This is a genomic window from Solirubrobacter ginsenosidimutans (assembly GCF_027587205.1).
In genome coordinates this window covers 68,389-87,921 of the sequence record NZ_JAPDOD010000034.1, presented here as the reverse complement: position 1 = coordinate 87,921, position 19,533 = coordinate 68,389, and the positions used below count along the sequence as shown (strand labels likewise).

21 protein-coding genes are annotated in these 19,533 nt (G+C 72.1%); 11 read left to right on the top strand and 10 right to left on the bottom strand.

The features are described 5' to 3' along the window. The first annotated feature begins 23 nt into the window (after window positions 1-23). The 6 genes from OM076_RS29695 (at window position 24) to OM076_RS29670 (ending at window position 4,280) form a co-directional block, all read left to right on the top strand. Window positions 24-302, top strand: a complete 279-nt coding sequence (locus OM076_RS29695) for a hypothetical protein (RefSeq protein ID WP_270043753.1) — start codon at window positions 24-26, stop codon at window positions 300-302. Beyond that, a complete protein-coding gene (locus tag OM076_RS29690; RefSeq protein WP_270043752.1) occupies window positions 299-826 on the top strand; it encodes a ferric reductase-like transmembrane domain-containing protein in 528 nt (175 codons plus the stop codon). Before OM076_RS29695 ends, OM076_RS29690 begins: the two co-directional genes overlap by 4 nt. After that, a complete protein-coding gene (locus OM076_RS29685) occupies window positions 823-1,731 on the top strand; it encodes an FAD:protein FMN transferase (protein WP_270043751.1) in 909 nt (302 codons plus the stop codon). The genes OM076_RS29690 and OM076_RS29685 overlap by 4 nt, the downstream gene beginning before the upstream one ends. Beyond that, on the top strand, window positions 1,712-2,140 hold the full coding sequence (locus OM076_RS29680; RefSeq protein WP_270043750.1) for a hypothetical protein: 429 nt from the start codon (window positions 1,712-1,714) through the stop codon (window positions 2,138-2,140). The genes OM076_RS29685 and OM076_RS29680 overlap by 20 nt, the downstream gene beginning before the upstream one ends. Window positions 2,141-2,245: 105 nt before the next feature. Continuing rightward, on the top strand, window positions 2,246-3,532 hold the full coding sequence (locus tag OM076_RS29675) for a TolB-like translocation protein (RefSeq protein ID WP_270043749.1): 1,287 nt from the start codon (window positions 2,246-2,248) through the stop codon (window positions 3,530-3,532). Between the two features lie 10 nt (window positions 3,533-3,542). Then, a complete protein-coding gene (locus OM076_RS29670) occupies window positions 3,543-4,280 on the top strand; it encodes an SDR family NAD(P)-dependent oxidoreductase (protein WP_270043748.1) in 738 nt (245 codons plus the stop codon). Between the two features lie 4 nt (window positions 4,281-4,284). On the opposite strand, the gene OM076_RS29665 is transcribed toward OM076_RS29670, so the two are convergent. The 8 genes from OM076_RS29665 to bglX all read right to left on the bottom strand — a co-directional run bounded on the left by OM076_RS29665 (window position 4,285) and on the right by bglX (window position 12,013). Continuing rightward, window positions 4,285-4,704 carry a hypothetical protein gene (locus tag OM076_RS29665; RefSeq protein ID WP_270043747.1) on the bottom strand — a complete coding sequence of 140 codons (420 nt, stop codon included), beginning with the start codon at window positions 4,702-4,704 and terminating at the stop codon, window positions 4,285-4,287. A 5-nt stretch (window positions 4,705-4,709) separates the two neighbouring features. Continuing rightward, a complete protein-coding gene (locus OM076_RS29660; protein WP_270043746.1) occupies window positions 4,710-5,171 on the bottom strand; it encodes a CYTH domain-containing protein in 462 nt (153 codons plus the stop codon). 38 nt (window positions 5,172-5,209) lie between these two features. Beyond that, window positions 5,210-6,355: a sensor histidine kinase gene (locus tag OM076_RS29655; RefSeq protein ID WP_270043745.1), complete on the bottom strand. Its 1,146-nt coding sequence runs from the start codon at window positions 6,353-6,355 to the stop codon at window positions 5,210-5,212. 85 nt (window positions 6,356-6,440) lie between these two features. Further along, a complete protein-coding gene (locus tag OM076_RS29650) occupies window positions 6,441-7,565 on the bottom strand; it encodes a coiled-coil domain-containing protein (protein ID WP_270043744.1) in 1,125 nt (374 codons plus the stop codon). Window positions 7,566-7,625: 60 nt separating this feature from the next. Then, window positions 7,626-8,363, bottom strand: coding sequence for a hypothetical protein (locus tag OM076_RS29645; RefSeq protein WP_270043743.1), 738 nt, complete (start codon window positions 8,361-8,363; stop codon window positions 7,626-7,628). A gap of 391 nt (window positions 8,364-8,754) precedes the next feature. Further along, a complete protein-coding gene (locus OM076_RS29640; RefSeq protein ID WP_270043742.1) occupies window positions 8,755-9,453 on the bottom strand; it encodes a hypothetical protein in 699 nt (232 codons plus the stop codon). After that, on the bottom strand, window positions 9,450-9,758 hold the full coding sequence (locus OM076_RS29635; protein ID WP_270043741.1) for a PadR family transcriptional regulator: 309 nt from the start codon (window positions 9,756-9,758) through the stop codon (window positions 9,450-9,452). Before OM076_RS29635 ends, OM076_RS29640 begins: the two co-directional genes overlap by 4 nt. A 53-nt stretch (window positions 9,759-9,811) precedes the next feature. Then, window positions 9,812-12,013 carry a beta-glucosidase BglX gene (gene bglX, locus OM076_RS29630; RefSeq protein ID WP_270043740.1) on the bottom strand — a complete coding sequence of 734 codons (2,202 nt, stop codon included), beginning with the start codon at window positions 12,011-12,013 and terminating at the stop codon, window positions 9,812-9,814. 218 nt (window positions 12,014-12,231) lie between these two features. On the opposite strand from bglX, the gene OM076_RS29625 reads away from it, so the two are divergent. Then, window positions 12,232-13,695 carry a glucoamylase family protein gene (locus OM076_RS29625; protein ID WP_270043739.1) on the top strand — a complete coding sequence of 488 codons (1,464 nt, stop codon included), beginning with the start codon at window positions 12,232-12,234 and terminating at the stop codon, window positions 13,693-13,695. A gap of 47 nt (window positions 13,696-13,742) precedes the next feature. Beyond that, window positions 13,743-14,828, top strand: a complete 1,086-nt coding sequence (locus OM076_RS29620; RefSeq protein ID WP_270043738.1) for a hypothetical protein — start codon at window positions 13,743-13,745, stop codon at window positions 14,826-14,828. Here OM076_RS29620 and OM076_RS29615 read toward each other — a convergent pair. Further along, complete coding sequence (locus OM076_RS29615) at window positions 14,795-15,592, bottom strand: SDR family NAD(P)-dependent oxidoreductase (RefSeq protein WP_270043737.1); 798 nt, start codon at window positions 15,590-15,592, stop codon at window positions 14,795-14,797. The genes OM076_RS29620 and OM076_RS29615 overlap by 34 nt on opposite strands. A gap of 39 nt (window positions 15,593-15,631) precedes the next feature. Between OM076_RS29615 and OM076_RS29610 the strand changes: the two genes are divergently transcribed. The 3 genes from OM076_RS29610 (at window position 15,632) to OM076_RS29600 (ending at window position 17,966) form a co-directional block, all read left to right on the top strand. After that, window positions 15,632-16,165 carry a TetR/AcrR family transcriptional regulator gene (locus tag OM076_RS29610; RefSeq protein ID WP_270043736.1) on the top strand — a complete coding sequence of 178 codons (534 nt, stop codon included), beginning with the start codon at window positions 15,632-15,634 and terminating at the stop codon, window positions 16,163-16,165. 65 nt (window positions 16,166-16,230) lie between these two features. Further along, entirely contained in the window at window positions 16,231-17,397 is a 1,167-nt protein-coding gene (locus OM076_RS46365) for a sensor histidine kinase (protein WP_270043735.1), read from the top strand. Next, a complete protein-coding gene (locus tag OM076_RS29600) occupies window positions 17,394-17,966 on the top strand; it encodes a response regulator (protein ID WP_270043734.1) in 573 nt (190 codons plus the stop codon). Before OM076_RS46365 ends, OM076_RS29600 begins: the two co-directional genes overlap by 4 nt. Here OM076_RS29600 and OM076_RS29595 read toward each other — a convergent pair. After that, the gene (locus OM076_RS29595; protein ID WP_270043733.1) at window positions 17,958-19,532 is read right to left on the bottom strand and encodes a hypothetical protein; all 1,575 of its coding nucleotides are present in this window, start codon (window positions 19,530-19,532) and stop codon (window positions 17,958-17,960) included. The two genes, OM076_RS29600 and OM076_RS29595, sit on opposite strands and share 9 nt — an antisense overlap. Between the last annotated feature and the right edge of the window lies 1 nt (window position 19,533).

The following is a 19,533-nucleotide window of genomic DNA, read 5'->3' as shown; positions in this document are numbered from 1 at the left end:
GACGGCGACCCGATAGTGAGCGCATGCCCTCCCCCATCGCCCAGGAGAAACTCGCCGCCCGCGCTCGTCGCATCCGCCTGATCCGGCAGCGGGTCATCGCTTCGACCCTCGCCGCCTTCATCCTGGCGTGGGGCGTCGTCGCCTTCGACGGGTCCAAGGGCACGACCACCACCGTCGCCTCGACGACGAGCGCGACGACGACGGACACGTCCGGCAGCGCGACTTCGTCGGACACGACGTCCTCGCCGGACACGTCCGCGTCGACGGACACCGGGGCGACGATGACCACGAGCCAGTCGTGACCGAGCACGTCTTCTGGATCACGAGCCGCGCGGCCGGGATCACGGCACTGCTGGCGTCGAGCCTCGCCGTCGCGCTGGGCCTGTTGATGAGCACCCGCCTGCGCACCCGCCTCGGCGACCTCCGCGTCTGGCACGAGTCGCTCTCGCTGGCCACGATGGTCGCGCTCGCCGTCCACGCCTTCTCGCTGCTCGGCGACTCCTACATCAACTTCAGCCTGGCCGACGTGACGATCCCGTTCGTCTCCGGCTACCACCGGCTGTGGCTGAGCCTCGGGATCATCGGCGGCTGGGCGTTCGTGATCCTCGGGCTGTCCTACTACTTCCGCGGCCGCATCGGCCCGCAACGCTGGCGCAAGCTACATCGCTTCACCGCGCTGGCCTGGGTGCTGGGCATCGGCCACGCGCTGATGATGGGCACGGACGCCGGAACCGCCTGGTTCCTGCTCGCCGGCGCCCTCGTCGTGATCCCCGCCGGCGCGCTGCTCGTGCGCCGCTACACCCCGACCACCCCGGTGCACGCATGAGATTCGACTGCTTCGGCTCGCGCTGCGGCGTCTGGGCCGCCATCCCCGAGGCCGAGGAGGACGCCCGCCGCTGCATGGAGAACTGGCACGTGCGGTTCAGCCGCTTCCTCGGAGATAGCGAGCTCTCCCGCCTCAACGGCGACCCGCGCGAGGTCGTCCCCGTGAGCACGAGCATGGCCCGCCTGGTCGAGACCGTCCGCGAGGCGGCGGAGGCCACCGACGGCCTCGTCGACGGCACGCTGCTGGGCGAGATCGAGGCCGCCGGCTACGTCAGCGACCTTCCTGCGCCGCTGCCGCTGCGGCTCGCGCTGCGCCTCGGCGGCCCGCGCGCCCCCGCCGCCCCCAACCCGCATTCCCGCTGGCGCGAGCTCGAGGTAGCCGGCTGGGAGGTGCGCCGCCCGCCGGGCGTGCGCCTCGACAGCGGCGGGCTCGCGAAGGGCCTGTTCGCGGACCTGCTGGCCGAGCGGCTGCAGGATCACCGCAGCTTTGCCGTCGACTGCGGCGGCGACCTCCGGTTCACCGGCCCGTTGCGCCGGCTGGAGGTCGCGGACCCGTTCGGCGGCAAGCCGGTCCATGTATTCGAGCTCGAGACGGCGTCCGTGGCCACCAGCGGCGTCGGCCGGCGCAGCTGGCTCGGCCCGGATGGCCGCCCCGCCCACCACCTGCTCGATCCCGCCACCGGCCGCCCCGCCTTCACCGGCGTCGTCCAGGCCACCGCGCTCGCGCCGACCGCGGTCGAGGCCGAGTGGCGCGCGAAGGCGGCGGTGCTCTCCGGGCCCGACGGCGCGGCCCGCTGGCTCGAGCACGGCGGCGTCGTCGTGCTCGACGACGGCACCCACTTCGTCACCGAACCACCCACCACCAGTCTTCGAGGAGGACAGCACCATGAACCAGCGAGGCTTTAGACGTGTCGCCGTCTTCGCGAGCGCAGCCGCGCTCGCGGGCGGCGCCGTCGCCGGCTGCGGCTCAGACGCCGCGACCACCAACGGCAGCAGCACCACGCAGCAGCAAGGCCAGGGCCAGGGCCAGCCGCCCCAGGGCGGCGGGATGGACGTGAGCGCGCTCGCCGACGCGCTCGGCGTCACGACGACCAAGCTGCAAGCGGCGATGCAGAAAGTCATGCCCCAGCCAGGCGAACAGCGCCAGAGCGGTAGTCGCGGTGACATGGCCGCGACGCTCGCGAAGGAGCTCGGGCTGCCCGAGTCGAAGGTTTCCGCGGCGCTGCAGAAGCTGCGCCCGCAGGGCGGCCCACCGGCCGGTGGCAACGGCCAGGCAGCGCCCTCCGTCACACCTTCGAATTCCACGACGTCATAGAGGCAACGCCCAATTCGCGCCGGCGGAGAGCCGCCGGCGCGGGGGCGCCTCTTTGACAATGTGTACGCAAGGTGAGGGCAAGGTGGCAACGGGAACGTCCGCCGCATGCTCCCTCGTCTCATCGCCGCCGCGATCGCGCTGAGCCTGGTTGCGGCCGCGCCCGCAGCGGCCGACTCGATCGCCTACATCCAGAACGGCGACGTCTGGCTCGCGACGCCCGACGGCGCCCGCAAGCAACAGGTCACGCACACCGGCGGCTACTACTACGTCTCCCAGGCCGACGACGGCACGATGGCCGCGCTGGTCGGCGGAGAGCACATCCAGAAGCTCTCGCGCACGGGCCAGGTCCTCGCGGACTTCCCCACCTACGTCTCCGACGGCGCGCCCGCCGCCGGCGGTGTGACCCAGTTCCACGGCCCGTTCGACCCCGAGATCTCGCCCGACGGCTCGAAGATCGCCTTCGAATACTTCAACGACACCTACGACGCCGAGCCGGGCTGCAACGAGCTGACGGTGCCGCCGTGCTTCGCCTACACGCAGAGCCAGGGCGTCGGCATCACGAACTCGACCGGCTTCACGGGCGTCGACGCGTACGGGATCCTGACGGGCTGGATCGCCCCGCACTGGGTCTCCAACGACGTGCTGCTGCGCTCGAGCCCCGGCGCGAACCTCAACGACGACGCGGTCTTCACGCGCGTGGGCGAGACCACGAACGACCACTGGTTCTACGACCCGAACCAGGGCCTGGGCGTCAAGGACGTCGAGCTCTCGCGCGACCTCCAGACGGTCGTCGGCATCGCCGGGTTCAACGATGAGAAGCTGCGGGTCTACCGGACGACGATGTCCCCGTTCGGGGCGCCGGACTGGGACCACACGCCGTTCACCAACCACGAGAACGTCCCGGTCGCGCAGCAGTGCTACGAGCTGCCGGGCAAGTTCGACAACACGACGCTCGCCCCAAGCAGCAAGGCGATGGCCTACAGCACCGCCGAGGGGATCTTCGTCGCCGCGATCCCGGACAACTGCGCCCCCGGCGACGCCGGCGCGCTGGTCTTTCCGGGCGCCAAGTACCCCGATTGGGGCCCGGCGGACGTGCCGCCCGCCTCGGCGTTCGAAGCCACGCCCGCACCCACCACGGAGACGGCCAAGCCTGGCGCCGCACGCAAGCTCGCGCTGAGCGTCAGCCGCGCCGGCAAGGTGAAGGTCACGGTCCCGGGCGCCGGCAAGGTCAAGGTGACCGCCAAGCGCAAGCGCCGCACGATCGCGTCCGCGAGCAAGACGGCCAAGGCGGCGGGAACCGTGACGTTCAAGCTCAAGGCCCGCGGACGGGTCACCGTCACCGCCACGTTCCAGAAGCTGAGCGCGCACAGGACGGTCACGCTGCGGGGGTAACAATGCGCGTATGACATTGGAAGGCACGGTCGCGCTGGTCACCGGCGCGAGTAGCGGCATCGGCGAGGCGACGGCACGGGCGCTGGCGGCGCAGGGCGCGACGGTCGCCCTCGCCGCGCGCCGCAAGGACCGGCTCGACGCGCTGGCGGCGGAGCTCGGCGGCTTCGCCGTCGAGGCCGACGTCACCGACCGCGAGCAGGCCATCAACGCGGTCGAGTCCACCGTCTCGGCGCTCGGCCGCCTGGACATCGTGATCAACAACGCGGGCGTGATGCTGCTCGGGCCGATCGTCGACGCGCCGGTCGAGGAGTGGGACCGGATGATCGCGCTCAACCTCAACGGCCTGCTCTACGTCGCCCACGCGGCGCTTCCGCACCTCCTCAAGTACGCGCAGGAAGGGCCGCGCAACGTCGCCGACCTCGTGAACGTCAGCTCGGTCGCGGGACGCAGGGTGGGGCAGGGCGGCGGCATCTACCAGCTGACCAAGCACGGCGTCGGGGTGTTCAGCGAGGCGCTGCGCCAGGAGGTCACGGCGCGCCACGTGCGCTCGTCGCTGGTCGAGCCGGGCGCGACCGAGTCCGAGCTCGTCACCCACGTGCGCGAAGCGGTCCGCTCGAACCTCACCCCGTCCACGATCGAGATCCTCAAGGCGGAGGACATCGCGGACGCGATCGTCTACATCGTCACCCGCCCGCGCCACATGGCGGTCAACGAGATCCTGATCCGCCCGACGGAGCAGGAGCGCTAGCGCGTCAGAGCGGCGCGATGAACACCACGAGCACCGCCATCCCCCCGAAGACGATGGCCAGCGGGATCGCGCCGTGCCAGCGGTGCGCCCAGTCGTCGAGGAAATCGGGCGCCCAGCGCGCGAGCACGCCCAGCAGCGTGACCCACGCGAGCAGCATCAGCCCCGCCTCGATGCCGGCGCGCCGGCCCCATTCCCCGGCGACGGACTCGTAACCGCTGAACGTGAGGTAGGCGGCGAGGGCGATGATGAAGCCGGTGCCCGGGTAGCGATGGCGATTCCGCAGGCCGCGCGCGGGAGGGTTGGCGAGACCCACCCGCCGTGGCCGGGTCGGGCCGCGGAGCACGCTCCGGCGACGGACGCCGGGGCTCAGCGGGCCGAGCGGGCCGCCCACCTGGCGGGTGCGTGCTGCTCGACGGCCACGCACCGTCGCTAGGGCCTGCCGTCGGTGGCGAGGCGCTGGTTGGCGTAGCGCTTGTCGCCGGTCACGTCCTCGCCCATCCACGCGGGTGCGGCGAAGGCGTGGGCGGCGGCCTCGTCGGCGAACTCCACCTCGGCGGTCAGCAGGCCGTCGAGCGCGCCCTCGTAGACGTCGACCTCGGCGGTCAGCCCGCCGTCGAGCGGCACGAGGTAGCGGGTCTTGAGCACGCGACGGCCCTCGGTCAGCGGCCACAGGCGGTCGAAGTCCGCCGCCGCCAGCGTGACCTCCTCCTCGCCGCGCGCCAACCCCGCGCCGGTCTTCACCGTCAGCGTGTGCTTGTCGCCCTTGCGTCGCACCCGCACCTCGGCACCCGCCGGGTCGAGCGCGAGATAGCCCTGCTCCAGGCGGCCGGACTCGTGGCCGTCGAGGCCGTCCGGCCGCGCCGCGAGCAGGTACTTGCGCTCGACCTCCATGCTCCGGGACCTTACTCGGCGCTCAGGCGCGCCAGCTGTCAGCGGGCAACGGGGATCACGAGGCGCGCCGCGGTGCCTTCGCCGCGCGGTGACTGGAGCGAGAACTGCCCGCCCACCGCCGCCGCGCGATCGGCGATGACCTCCAGGCCGCCGCCCGGCTTGATCGTGGCGCCGCCGATCCCGTTGTCGCGCACCTCGATCGTCAGGTGGTTGCCGCCGTCGGCCGCACGCAGGGTGCATTCGGTCGCGTGCGCGTGGGCGGTGGCGTTGGCGATCGCCTCGGCGACCAGCAGGTAGGCGGTCGTCTCGACGACGGCTTCGAAGCGCCGTCCGGGCAGCTCGCGCAGGTGCACCGGGAGTGGCGCCCGCGCCGCCAGGACCTGCAGCGCAGCCGCGAGCCCGCGTTCGGAGAGCACGGCGGGATGCAGGCCGCGGGCGAGCTCGCCCATCGCGGCGCTGGCCTCCATCGCGTCGGCCAGGACCTCGGCGAGCAACGCCTCCTCCGGCGAGCCCGGCGTCGCCCGCCCGCAGGCGACGCGCAGCTTGAGCGCGAGCGCGACGACGTGCTGGTGCGCGCCCTCGTGCAGGGCGCGCTCGAGCCGCCGGCGCGCCTCGTCGCCGGCCTCGACCAGGCGGGTGCGTGACTCGGCCAGTTCCGCCCGCGCGTCCGCGTTGGACAGCGCCTGAGCGAGCAGCCCGCAGATCCCGACGAGCCGGCGCTCGCACCCGGCCGGCAGCGCGTCCTCCTCCGGCGCGGAGGCGAGCAACGCGCCCCACGCCTCGCCGTGGCGCAGGATCGGCGCGGCGACCGAGACCCGCAGCCCGACCGACTTGAGCACGTTCGCGACGTCGCCCTTGGCGTCCGCGCCGTAGGTGTGGCGGGTGGGCAGGAGCGTGCTCTGTGCGCGGCCGAGGGCGCTGGTCGTCCGGTTGAAATCGAGCTCCGCGTTGACCGGGAGGCCGCGCACGCCAGTGGTGCGATGAACGCCGACGATCACCGCCCGCTCGCCGCCGATGTAGCGCATGACGGCCCCGGCCTCGACGCCGAGCAGTTGGGCCACCTCCGCCGAGACGGCGCCGAACAGGGAGTCCAGCGGCTCGTCCTTGGCGACGAGCATGGCGATCCGGAGCAGGGCCGCCTGCTCTTGGACCACGTGGATGTCCTCGACACCCCGGACCAACATGCCGGGAGTCTCGCGGGTCCGGGTCACGCCCGCAAGGCTGGAAGCCCGGCGGAGAATCCCGGTGCGCCCATTCTTCGCCGGACTTCTAGAAGCCGGGGGGATGGCGAGCGACGAAGCCTGCGGTGCTGCGCATCTCGCTCGTCCAGCGGGTTCCGCCGCCGGAGAGCGCGCTCGTGTCGTAGCGGCGGCCGTCGACGACCATGAACGCGTGACCGCCGTTCGCGTAGACGGTGATGCGGCGGCCCGGACCGGGATCGCCCCAGCTCATGAAGCCGCCGGAGGTGAGAGAGCCGTTGAGCAGCCCGCCCGCGGCGAGCGCGTAGGAGATCGAGCCGGAGCAGTCGTAGCCGCCGGAGGCGCCGCCGTGGCCGCCGCCCCACACGTACGGCGTCGTGGCGATCTGGTTCGCGGCGGCGACCACGCGACCCACGACGTCGCCCCCGCCACCGCCACCGGAGCCGGTGGTGTGGCTGATGGTCGGGGCCTGACTGGCCGCCGTCGCTGCCGCCGCCGCCCGCCGCGCGGCCGCCGCCTGGCGGCGCTGGATCGCGGCGATCTTCCCGCGCACGGAGGCGAGCTTGGCCGCGGTGCCGTCACGCTTGCGCAGCTGGTCCTGCTCGCGGTTGAGCAGCGCGGTGCGGATCGCGTCGGCGCGGTTGACGTCCTCGTCGGCGGCGCGGGCGAGCTGGCTGTACGTCGTGCGCAGCGCCGCGAGGTCGTTCGTCATGCCCTTGACCTTGATCCGCGCGTCGCGGGTGTCGGCGAGCACGGAGGCGTTGCGGCGTGAGATCCGGCGCAGGAACTCGAAGCGGTCGATCAGGTCGCTGAAGCCGTTGGCGTTGAGCACGACGGTCGCGAAGCTCGGCTGCCCGTCCATGTAGCTCGAGCGCAGGTTCGCGGCGAGCAGCTTCTCGGCCGTCGCCTGCTTGCGCTCGAGGCGGGTGAGCCGCACGCGCGTGTCGACGAGCTTGTTCTGCGTGTCGGAGAGCTGCTGCCGGCGCTTGACGGCGCGGGCGTCGAGCACGGACAGCCGGCGCTCGGCGTCGGCCAGCCCTTCACGCGTGTTCGCGATCCGCGCCTCCTCCTGCGCGACCGCGTTCTTCAGGCGCGCCGCCGCGCTGCGCAGGCTGTCCTGGCCGTGCGCGGGAACGCTGCCGCCGAGCAGCGCGGCGAGCACCGCGAGCGGCAGGAGTCGACGAAGCACCTTCATTCGAGGCGACGACCCTAGTTCCTGCCCACGCGGATCCTGCAATCGATCGTGCAGCGTGAGTCAACGCAATGCGTACTCGAGCGCCGCCTTGACGGCGCGCGCGTAGACCGGCGGCTCGCCGCTGCGCAGGCGCTGGCGGGCGTTGGTGACGTGCTGGTCCTTGCCGCGGCCGACGAGCTCCAGCGGCCGGCTGGGGCGCAGGACGAGCGTCGCCTCGGCACCCTCGAGGCGCTCGGCGGGCGGGGACAGCCAGAGCCCGCCGGCGGCGTCGAGCGTCATGTCCGGCGCGCCCTGGACGCCGGCGGCGAGCCAGGCGGGGTGGCGCGGCTCGGTCTCCTCCCAGCGGCGACGCAGCCCGCGCGGGGCGAAGTGCGCGATCTCGTGGTTCGGCGGGACCTTGCCGACGACGACGCGGATCCACGCGTCGCGGCAGTCCTCGGCGATCGGCTGGTCGACGTGCGACGTGACCGCCTCCAGGAGCTGGTGCGCGTCCGTGCAGGAGGAGACCGCCGCGACCGCCGCGGCGAGCCGGCGCCGGCGCTCGCCGCCGACCCGTCGCTCCTGCGCCTCGATTGCGCGGCGCGCCTCCTCCGCGCAGCGCTCGCACAGGAAGGTGCCGTCCTCGCGGGCGATCGCGTGATCGCGGCACACCTCCGCGCGGCAGAGCTCGCACCACCAGGACGCGAACGCCCCGCAGCGGAAGGCACAGGGCGTCGGACCGGACCCCGGGGTCGGAGCGAGCAGGTACCCGCCGCAGCGCCGGCGGCAAACCAGGTAGCCGCGCGGGTCCCACGCCATGGACCCACGTGCCCCGCACTTGGGACATGACGCCGCCTGCTGCATGCCGCCCTTTCCGCTCGTTGACCCCGGGCGATCGTATCCGCACCCCGCGGGTGCGGACAGCCCCCGGACACCGTGCGCTCACCCCACCCCCAGACGCCAGGCACCCCTCTCAAACCGAACGCCCCGCACTGGGAAGCTGCAGGAGTCATGAGCCCCTCGCTGATCCAACTCACGTACGCCGCCGCATACCAGGCAGAGCGCCCCTCGCGCCGCCGCCGCCCCCGCTGATCCGACCGGAGCCACTGAAATGACCGTCGTCGCCACCACTCCCCGCCGCCCGCTCTCCCACGCGTTCACGACCCCCGTCGTGCGCGAGGTCGATCGTCCGCGCGGCGCGGTCGCCGGCTCAACCTGGTAGCTCGGGCCGCGGCCGTCGCGCCGCGCCGATGAGCGCCACGCCGAGCAGCGCCGCCAGCAGCAGCTCGGCCACGTAGGGATCGGTCGATTCGATCCGGTTCTCGAGCAGCGGATCGGTCGCATTCGCCGGGGCGATGTCGGGCGCGAGCCGCGGCAGCGCGTGGTAGGTGCCGACGGACACCACGAAGATCGCCAGGCACGTCGCGAACGCGGTGCCGAGCGCGGCGATCTCCCGTCCGCGCCGCGCCGCGACGATCACGGCCGCGAGACCGACCGCCAGCGCCCACTGCGGGTGCGAGCGGACCTCGCTTGACGCGAGCAGCGCCGCCCACCAGAGCAGGCCGGCCGTGACGGCCACGAACGCGACGCCGCGCGCCTCGTCGCGAGCGGACAGGCGGAGAACGGCGGCGATGCAGAGCACCGTCACGATGCCGGTGAACCAGTAGCCGGTGGTGTTGTGCTGGCCGCCCGGAGCCGTCATCAGCAAGAGCGGCACGGCCGCCACCAGGCACAGTCCCGCGAGCCGGAGCCGGACGCCGGCGGTCGCGGCCACCGCACGCGCACAGCCGACCGCGAAGCGGCGACGCGCGCCCGCTCCCTCCAGCGACGCGAACTCCGCGAGCATCGCGCGGCGCCACTCGTGATCCGGCAGCAACCGGACGACGATGGCCAGCAGCGCGGCGGTCATGACTCACCCAGCGCAGTGCGCCGCACGCGGCGGCGCGCCGGGGGAGCGACGGCGGCTTCGGCCGCCGCGCGCTCACCGTCGGCGGTCAGCCGGTACAGGTGGCGCGGTGGGCGGCCGGCCGGCGGGTCGGTCTCCCAGCTCGCCTCGAGCAGCCCGCGGTCGGTGAGCCGCATGAGGATCGGGTACAGCGTTCCGGCTTCGAGCCCGACCTCCTTGCCGAGCTCGTAGCCGTAGCGCGAGACCTGCGACTCGCGCGCGAGTGCCGCGAGCACCGCCGCGGTCTGCTTGGAAGGTCGCCGGGGCATGCACGCAAATCTACCTATATAGATTTGCGTGCCTACTCCCCGGACGACCAGGCTCAGCGCACCGTGAACGTCTGCAGGTTGTCGCTCTCGCTCGACGTGTCGCCGGCGTAGACCTCGATCGTCCCCGGCTCCAAGCGGAACTTGCCGCTGTTGTCGTAGAAGCCCACGTCTGAGGCGTCGAGCTTCCAGCTCACCGTGGTCTTCTCGCCCGGCTTGAGCGTCACGCGCTCGAAGCCGCGCAGGCGGCGGACCGGCTGGGCGAGCGACGCGACCGGGTCGTGGATGTAGAGCTGCGCGACGTCGTCACCCGCGACGGTGCCTGTGTTGGTCACGTCGACGCTCGCGGTGATCGAGGAGCGCGAGTTCATCGCCGGCGAGGAGAGCCGCAGGTTGTCGACCTTGAACGTCGTGTAGCTGAGGCCGAAGCCGAACTCGTACAGCGGCGCGCAGGACCCGATGTCGCGGTGGCGCGAGTTGTACTTGGACGTCACGTCGCACGGACGGCCGGTCGGCTCGTGGTTGTAGTAGATCGGGATCTGGCCGACGTTGCGCGGGAAGGAGACCGGCAGCTTGCCGCCGGGGTTGACCTTGCCGAAGAGCACGTCGGCGACGCCGTTGCCCGCCTCGACCCCGCCGAACCAAGCCTCGAGGATCGCCGGCGCCGCGGCGTCGACCTTGGTGAGCGTCAGCGGCCGCGAGTTGAACAGCACGACCGTGAACGGCTTGCCGGTCGCGGCGACCAGGTCGATCAGGTCCTGCTGCTTGCCGGGCAGGTCGATGTTCGAGCGCGCCTCGGCCTCGCCGCCCATCTCGCGGGTCTCACCGAGCGCCAGCACGATCTGGTCGGCACCGGCGACCGCGGCCTGCACACCGGCGGTGTCGATCGTCGCGCATTCGTTCGCGGGATCGTTGAGGTCGTTGTGGCTGATCGTGCAGCCGGCCGTGTAGGTCGTCCTGGGGTTTTGCTTCTTCATGCCGGCGAACAGCGAGACCGCGTCGTTGTCATCGCCGCGGCCCCACCACGGGCCGAGCATGTCGTGCCCGCTGTCGCCCAGCGGCCCGATCACGGCGGTCGTCTTGTCCGCCTTCAGCGGCAGCGTCGAGTTGGCGTTCTTGAGCAGCACGACCGACTTGCCGGCGGCCACGCGAGCGGCGGCGCGGTTGGCGGGCAGCAACTGCTTCTGCTGCGCCTGGGCGACGTTGATGTACGGATGCTCGAAGAGCCCCGCGCGGAACTTGATCCGCAGGATCCGGCGCACGGCGTCGTCGATGCGCTTCATCGAGACGGTGCGGTTCTGGACGAGCATCTTGCCGAAGTCGCGGTAGTTGGTCGAGACCATTTCGGAGTCCGTGCCGGCGTTGAGCGCCTGCGCGGCGGCGTCCGGGCCGTCGGCGGCGACGCCGTGGCCGCACGAGCCGCTGTCCGGGTTCTTCGGCGGGCACGCGCGCGTCTCGGCGACCGCCGTGTAGTCGCTCTCGATGAAGCCGTCGAAGCCCCACTCGTCCTTGAGGATGTCGGTCTCCGTGTACGGGTTCGAGCAACCCGGTCGCCCGTTGAGCGAGTTGAACGAGCACATCACCGTGTCCGCGCCCGCGTCGATGGCGGCCTTGAACGGCGGCAGATAGACGTTCCGCAGCCGCGCCTCGGACATGTCGGTGGTGTTGTAGTCGCGCCCGCTCTCCGGCTGCCCGTAGGCGACGAAGTGCTTGACGCTGGTGACGACCTTGTCCGGAGCCGCGTAGTTGCCGCCCTGGGCACCCGACACGCGCGACGCCGCCATCACCGAGTTCAGATACGGGTCCTCGCCCGCGGCCTCGACGATGCGGCCCCAGCGGGGCTCGTGCGAGACGTCGACCATTGGGCTGTAGATCTGCTTGATGCCGACCGCAGCCGACTCGAAGGCGCCGATCTTGTGATCGGTGAACGCGACGGCGGGATCGAACGACGACGCCGTCGCCAGCGGCGTCGGGAACACCGTCCGGAATCCGTGGATCGTGTCGAAGGCGAACAGGATCGGGATGTGCAGCCGTGACTTCTCGACCGCGTCGTGCTGGTACTTGTCGATCAGTACGGGATCGGTCTCGCTGAACACGCCGCCGACCGGCTTGAGCGCCTCCCCCGGGTTGTCCTTCATCTGCCCGTCGGAGAGCAGCGTCAACTGGTTGAGCTTCTCGTCCAGCGTCATCTTGCGCAGCAGGCTCTCGACCCGGCCCTCGACGCCGCCGTGATCACCTCCGGGCCTCTGAACCTGCAACGCGGCCTCGTCACCCGAGCGTGACGCCGCCAGGGCGCCTCCGCCTCCGACCGAAACGACCAGCACCGCGGCCAAAGCCCCGGAAATACGTGCTCTGCGAGACATGCTGCTTCCTCCCTACCGACCCTCTGCGAGACGGCCCGGAATTCCCCCGATGTTCGATCGTGCAAACCACGGGGTACGGACCTGTCGGGAAGTACTCGCGTTGGGAGGCGCTCATGTTGTCCAGGTCCATCGCGGCGCTCGTCGCGCTGCTCGTCTTGATGCCGGTCGCGACGGCGTCCGCAAACGATCACGGCGGCGGCGGTGATCTGCGTGCGTACGCGCAGGGCACTTGGGCGTCCTTCGCGGCGATGACCGACGAGAAGTCCGGCCTGCCCGCCGACATCCTCAACTCCGACGGCTCGACCAGCGTGCAGACGTCGACGACCAACATCGGCGCCTACATGTGGAGCGCCGTCGCTGCCGAGCGCCTCGGGATCATCCGCAAGCGCGAGCTCGCCGACCGGCTCTCGAAGACGCTCACCTCGCTCGAGCACATGGAGCGCTACCAGGACACCGGGCAGTACTACAACTGGTACGACCACCGGACGGGCGCCAAGCTGACGGACTGGCCGCCGCAGCACGATCCGAACTTCCATCCGATCCTGTCCTCGGTCGACAACGGCTGGCTCGCGGTCGGTCTGAAGATCGTCGAGAACAGCGTTCCGCAACTGCACAAACGCGCCGGTGCGCTGTACGACGCGATGAACTTCGGGTTCTACTACCGGCCCGACGTCAACCGCGTGCTCTTCCACTTCCGGCCGGACGATCCGAGCATGTCGCCGTGCTGTTACGACACCGTCGTCAGCGAGTCGCGGATCGTCGACTACATCGGCATCGGTCGCGGGCAGCTGCCCCAGAAGGAGTACTTCGGGCGCTGGCGCACGTTCCCGGACACCTGCGACTACTCGTTCCAGGAGCAGAAGCCGACCGGCGTCACGCGCAGGTACTTCGGCGTCGACGTCTACGAGGGCGCCTACACCTACGCCGGCAACAAGCTCGTCCCCAGCTGGGGCGGCAGCATGTTCGAGGCGCTGATGCCGTCGCTGTTCGTGCCTGAGGAGAAGTGGGCGCCGAACAGCTGGGGCGGGAATCACCCGGCGACCGTTCAGGCGCAGATCTACCACGGCATGAAGGAAGCCGGCTACGGCTACTGGGGCTTCTCGCCCGCGAACAAGCCGGAGGGCAACTACGGCGCGTGGGGCGTCGACGGCGCCGGCATGGACCCCAACGGCATGCCGTCCAACGAGGACAACACGCTGATCGACCACGGGTTCGCGGGCTGCCCGAATCGCGATCCCAAACCCGATCCGCCGACGACCGCGTACACCAACGGCGTCGTCACCCCGCACGCCACGTTCCTCGCGCTGCGCTACGCCCCGCGCGAGACGCTCGACAACGTCCGCAAGCTCGCCCACGACTTCCCCGGCCTCTACACCAAGTGGGGCTTCCGGGACAGCGTCAACGTCCAGACGGGGCTGGTCTCGGACGCGTACCTGTCGCTCGACCAGGGGATGATCATGGCCTCGCTGGGCAACGCGCTCGGCGACGACGTGCTGCGCCGCGCGTTCGCCGACCGCGAGCTCGAGCGCAACCTGCGACCGGTGATCGGCGCGGAGCAGTTCAGCCTCGGTAAGTAACTCTGCGTATTGCGGCGCGGCGCGCGCCGGGTTAGCGTCGGCGGGGCATGGACGCCCGCCGGACGCTCGCGCTCGCCTTCGGGATCTTCGCCGCTGTGGCGGCTCCGGCGCGCGCCCAGGCGCCGGTGCTCGCCACCAACGGCAGCGCGCTGGAGAAGCCGGCGAACCTCGCATTGCCCAGCGGCGCGAACCAGTGCCTGGCGAGGCCGTACATCGGGCTCGCCGCGGGCCAGATCCAGTTCATCGACACCGGGCAGACGACCTGCATGTGGTGGTCGACCGAGTACGGCCCGGCCGGCACGCCGATCGCCAACACGTACGTTCCGCGCGGTGCGGGCGCGGTGACGAAGGTGCGCGTGCGCAGCGGGCCCTCGCCGGCGCCGCTGCAGTTCGCGATCCTCGGCTCCGGCGGCGGGCTGTGCTGCACGACCAAGGCGGTCTCCCCGGTCTTCACGCCCGCGCCCGATCAGGTCAACGAGTTCGCGGTCAACCTCCCAGCGGGCTCGGGCGTGGGTGACACGGACGGCTCGCAGTACAACGACATCCTCGTCGTGTCGGTCGCGGGGAACGGGTCGCTGCCGGTCAACGACCGTGGCGCGCACGGGTTCATCTTCGACCCGCCGAACAACCAGGCGCGGGCCGCGTTCCTGCACCCCGCGCTGGCCAACGGCGCCTCGAACACCGACGTCGGGATCATGGACGGCTACGAGGTGCTGCTCCAGTACGACTGGTGTGGCGTGCCGATGACCGGCTCGAACCTGCGACCGGTCGCGCCGGCCGACCCGACGACGGCCTGCACTCCAGCCCCGCCCGCCCCGGGCGGCGGCGGCCCGGCCGACAACACGACGGCGCCCACGCCACCGCTGCGCACCGCCTCACCCAACGCCGGCGTGCGCGCCAACCGCGCCGCGGTCCGGCTGATCTGCCAGCTCACGACGGCCTGCACGGGAACGCTTCGCCTCGTCAAAGGCAAGACGCTCGGGACGGCGAAGTTCAACCTCAAGCCCGGGAAGGCCGCGACCGTCCGCGTCCCGTTGAACGCGGCCGGCCGCAAGGCCTTCAAGGGCAAGCGCAGGCTGGCGGTGTCACTCGTGCTGCCTCAGGGGCGGCTGCCGCTCACGCTCAAGCGGTAGCGCTCGGCGGGCTCGCGCCGCGACATGTTCGGGGCGAGCGTGAGGCGCGCCGCCTCGAACGCGTCCCAGTGCGCGGCGTCGGGCAGCGACGGGATCGTGATCAGCTCGCCCGCGTCGAGGCCGGCGAGGGCGGCGTCCACCGCGTCGTCGACCGTCATCACGGTGTCGCCGTCGAGGTTGGACAGCGGGTACCCCGACTTGTCCCACAGCTCGGTCGCCACCGCGCCGGGCATGACCGCCTGCACGCGCACGCCGGTCTCGGCCAGCTCGGCCGCGAGCACCTGCGTGAACGTCACCACGTAGGCCTTCGTGGCCGCGTAGGTCGCCATGCCGGGGAGCTGCAGCACCGTGCCGACGACGGAGCCGACATTGATGATCGTGCCGGCGCCGCGGGCGGCGAACGCCTTCGCGGCGACCTGGTCGAGGCGGGTGAACGCGGTCACGTTGAGGTCGATGACCCTCCCCAGGTCGGTGAGGTCGGCGTCGACGACCGGGCTGACCCAGCCCATCCCGGCGTTGTTGACGAGCAGCGAGACGTCCTCGCCGCGCAGGCGCTCCTCGACGCGCGCGAGGTCCGCGTCGACGGTCAGGTCTGCCGTGATCACCTCGGCGTTGCCGGGCAGGGTCGCGGCGAGCTCGCGCAGCTTGTCCTCGCCGCGGGCGACGAGAACGAGGTCGTACCCGCGCTTGGCCAACCGGTCGGCGTACGCCGCGCCAAGGCCTGCTGAAGCACCGGTGATCAGGGCGGTTCCGTTAGATGTCATGCGTCATCTATAGCACGATATGATGATGAGCGACAGCTAATGGCACGATCTTCACGAAAAGACACCGAGCTCCACCGCCAACAGGTCATCGACGGCGCGGCGACGCTGCTGCGCGAACGCGGCGTGGCGGGCGTCAACGTCGGCCAGCTGATGGCCGAGGCCGGCCTCACCCACGGCGGCTTCTACCGCCACTTCGCCTCCAAGGACGAGCTCGTGCAGCTCGCGCTGGAGAAGGCGCTGGCCGACCAGCGCGAATGGGTCTCCGGCATCACCGAGCGCGAGCTGATCGAGTGGTACCTCTCGCCCGAGCACCGCGACGACCCCGCCCACGGGTGCACCATGGGCGCGCTCGGCAGCGAGGTCGCCCGCGCGGACGAGGCGTCCCGCGAGACGTTCGCGACCGGCTTCGCCGACTACCTCGACACGTTCGCCGCCCTCGAGGGGCGCGAGCGCGACGAGGCGCTCGCCCGCTACGCGACGATGGTCGGGGCGCTCGTCATCTCACGGGCGACCGCCGGTGACCCGATCTCCGAGGCGGTGCTCGACGCGGCGCGCAACGCGCTCCTGCCGTAGCGCGCCCGATGGGGAGCACCACCCATCTTGGGTCCGGAAGGGGGTTTGCCTGCCACGGTTGATCCGTGGCGGCGCCCAACGTCATCCAAGCCTTGCGGGCGCGCCTCGGCGCGCCGTATACGGTGCGCTGGCTGGCGCTCTATGTCGCCGCGCGCCTGACCGCCTGGGCGATCGCCTTCGCACTGACCGCCTGGAGCGGGATCGACCAGGTCGACGCGGTGCTGCTGCTCTACGGCCCGCTCTCCACCGCGGTGCTGGCCGCCTCACCCGCCCTGCGGCGCTCGCCGGTGGCGTGGGCGATCGACGTCACGGCGACGCTCGCGCTCGTGGTCGACTCGGGCGACTGGCGCAGCCCGTACTACCTGCTGTGGCTGGTCGCGCTCGCGCTCCCCGCCGCCTACCTGCCGCTGCGGCACGCCGCCTGGCTGGCGCTGGGCGCGCCGGTGGCGTTCCTGTTCGTGGCGATCTGGGGCGGCCCCGCTCCCGGCCACCTGGCGGTCAGCTCGACGGAGACGCTCGCGATCCATCTCTCGCTGCCGACGCTGCTGGTCGGCGGGTTGGCCTACGTGTGCGACACGCTGCGGCGGCTGTCGGAGGAGCGCTCGCAGCGGGAGCGTCTGGCGATCGAGGCCGAGCGGCGCCGGATCGCCTGGGAGCTGCACGACTCCGCCAAGCAGCGCCTGCATGCCGCGCACCTGCTCGTCTCGTCGCTCTCCGGGCGGGTCGGCGAGCCGCTGGAGCGGGTCGTCGCGCGTGCGACCGTCGAGCTCGAGTCCGCCGCGTCGGACATGGACTCAAGCCTCGCCGAGCTGCGCTCGCCGCTGGAGGGCCGCCGCCTCGACGAGGCCCTGCGCGAGCGCGCGGGCGAGCTCAGCGCGGCCGACGAGCACCCGACGATCACGGTCACCGGCCGCGCACCCGTCCTGCCGCCACTGATCGCCGCACACGTCTACCGGATCGGCTCCGAGGCGATCACCAACGCGCTGCGCCACGCCGACGCCGAGACCATCGCGGTCGACATCCACGCCGACGCGCACCGCCTGCGCCTGCGCATCGCCGACGACGGTCGTGGGCTGCCCGCCGAGCGCCGCCCCGGAGCGAACGGCTTGTTCGCGATCGAGAGCCGCGCCGCGACGATCGGCGCGACGGTGACGTTCTCCGCCGCCGACGGCGAGCGCGGCACGGCGATCGAACTTCTCGTCCCCCTGCACCAGAACGGAGCCCCGACATGATCCGCGTCGTCGTCATCGATGATCACCCCGCGCTGCGCGCCGGCCTGCACACCGTCATCGACGCCGAGCCCGGCATCGTCTTCGCCGGCGAGAGCGACGGCGATGAGGAGAGCGTCTGGCCGCTGCTCAATCGCACCGAGCCCGACCTCGCGCTGCTCGACTACCACCTCCCCAAGAGCGACGGCCTGCAGCTCTGCTACCGCATCAAGCAGCGCGTCCCGGCGCCCAAGGTGATCGTGTTCAGCGCCTACGCCGGACCCGCGCTCGCCCTGCCCGCCGCGCTGGCCAAGGCCGACGGGCTGCTGGACAAGGGCGTGCCGGCGCGTGACCTCTTCGAGGCGATCCGGCTCGTCAATCGCGGTGAGCGCCTCCTCGAGCCGCCGTCGCGGGCGGTGCTGGCGGACGCTGAGGAGCGGCTGGAGAGCGCGGACATGCCGCTCCTGGCGATGTTGCTGGACGGTACGCCGGAGCGTGAGATCGCCACCGTGCTGGGGCGCGAGCGCCGCGAGGTCCAGTACTCGGTCCAGCGCATCCTGAGCCGCCTGCGGCTAGAGGTGACGTCAGCGTGACGCGATCAGGCGCCCGACGTCGGCGGCGTCGTCGGCGACCGTGATGCCGAGCTCCTCGAGACCGGGCCGCGCGTCGATCGGGACCTCGCCCCCGAGGTCCTCGTTGAGGATGCCGCCGAAGATCGTCAGGCCGTCGTAGCCGGCACGCAACTCGCGACCGAGGCTGAGCGCGCCGCCGTTGTAGGACCCGACGACGACGGCGTCGGCGTCCTCCTGGGTGGCGGCGGCGGCGACCTGAGCGGGTGTGGCGGCGCTGGAGAGCACGATCACGTCGGCGCCCGCGCCGGTCAGCGCCCTGGCGAGCGCGTCGCGGATGACGTCGTGGACCTCGAGCACGACGAGCATCACGCGGGCGCCGTCCAGGCGCGGCGTGGCGCGCGCGATCCGGGCGGCCTCGCGGGCGACGATGCCGGCCTTCCACGTCGGCCGCTGCGACCCGCCGGAGAACCCGGCCTCGAGCTCGGCCGGCTCGGCCCGCCGCAGCGCGAGCAGCACCGCCGCGGGGTCGCGGACATCGGTGCCCGCGTCGTCCAGCCGGGCGAGGACGTGATCGCGGAACCGCGCCGCCGCATCGGCGAGGTCCGCGCCATGGCGCTCGAGCTTCGCCCAGTCGGTGAGCGGCGCACCGCGGCGGGCCTCGCGCTCGATCTCGCGCGCGAGCAGCTGGACCTCGAGGATCTCCTCCGCGGACGGGATCCGCTCCGCCTCGGTCAGCGGCACCGGGTTGATCGCGTGGCCGGTCGGGCGGTGCAGCTGGGCGCCGACGTCGACGAGCAGGTAGTTGGCGAGCACCGCGGTGTTGCGGACGTGGTCGCTCGTGTAGTCGACGGTGTTGCCGTAGACCATCGTGCCGATCGAGTCGCGCCCGCGCAGGTCGTCGAGGGCGAAGCCGACCGCCGCGCGGTCCAGCGGCTCGGGGATCAGCCCGCCGTAGGAGTGCGCAAGCCGCGCGCCGAGCAGCTCCTCGACCACGTAGAGCTCCAGCGCCGCCCAGCCGGCGAACATGCCGTAGTCCGCGAACTGGACCGCCGGCCCGTCGTCGAGGTAGGAATGCACGAGCGTGCCGTCGGTCGCGGCCATTGCGCGGATCGCGCGCACGACCTGCCGCGTGAGCTCGGTGTCGTCGTACCCGCCCGGGGGCTCGAAGGCGAAGAACTGGCCGAGGTTGCCGATCGACGTGATCCCGGCCGCGAGCGCCGCGCGGGTGTTCTCGAGGCTCGCGGGCGTGCCGATCATGTGGTCGCCGAGGTGCGGCTGGACGGGCAGGGCGGCGACCTTGGCCCAGTCGTCCGCGTCCAGGCGCGGCCCGGTCTCCCGGCGCGCGGCGGCGCGCTGCTCGCTCGGCAGCCCCATCGCGCGGTCCAGGCAGAGACCGAAGCGCTCGATCGTGTGGCCACGGGCGGCCAGCTCGTCGTGCACGAACCGGACCGCCGCCTCGGTCGCCGGCCAGTCGGTCAGCCCGACATGCATGTGGTAGGTGATCCGGCCGGCGTCGCGGGCGCGGCGCTTGAACTCCAGCTCGTGGGCGACGCCGTGGGCGCGGCAGAACGCGGTCGTAGGCGGCAAG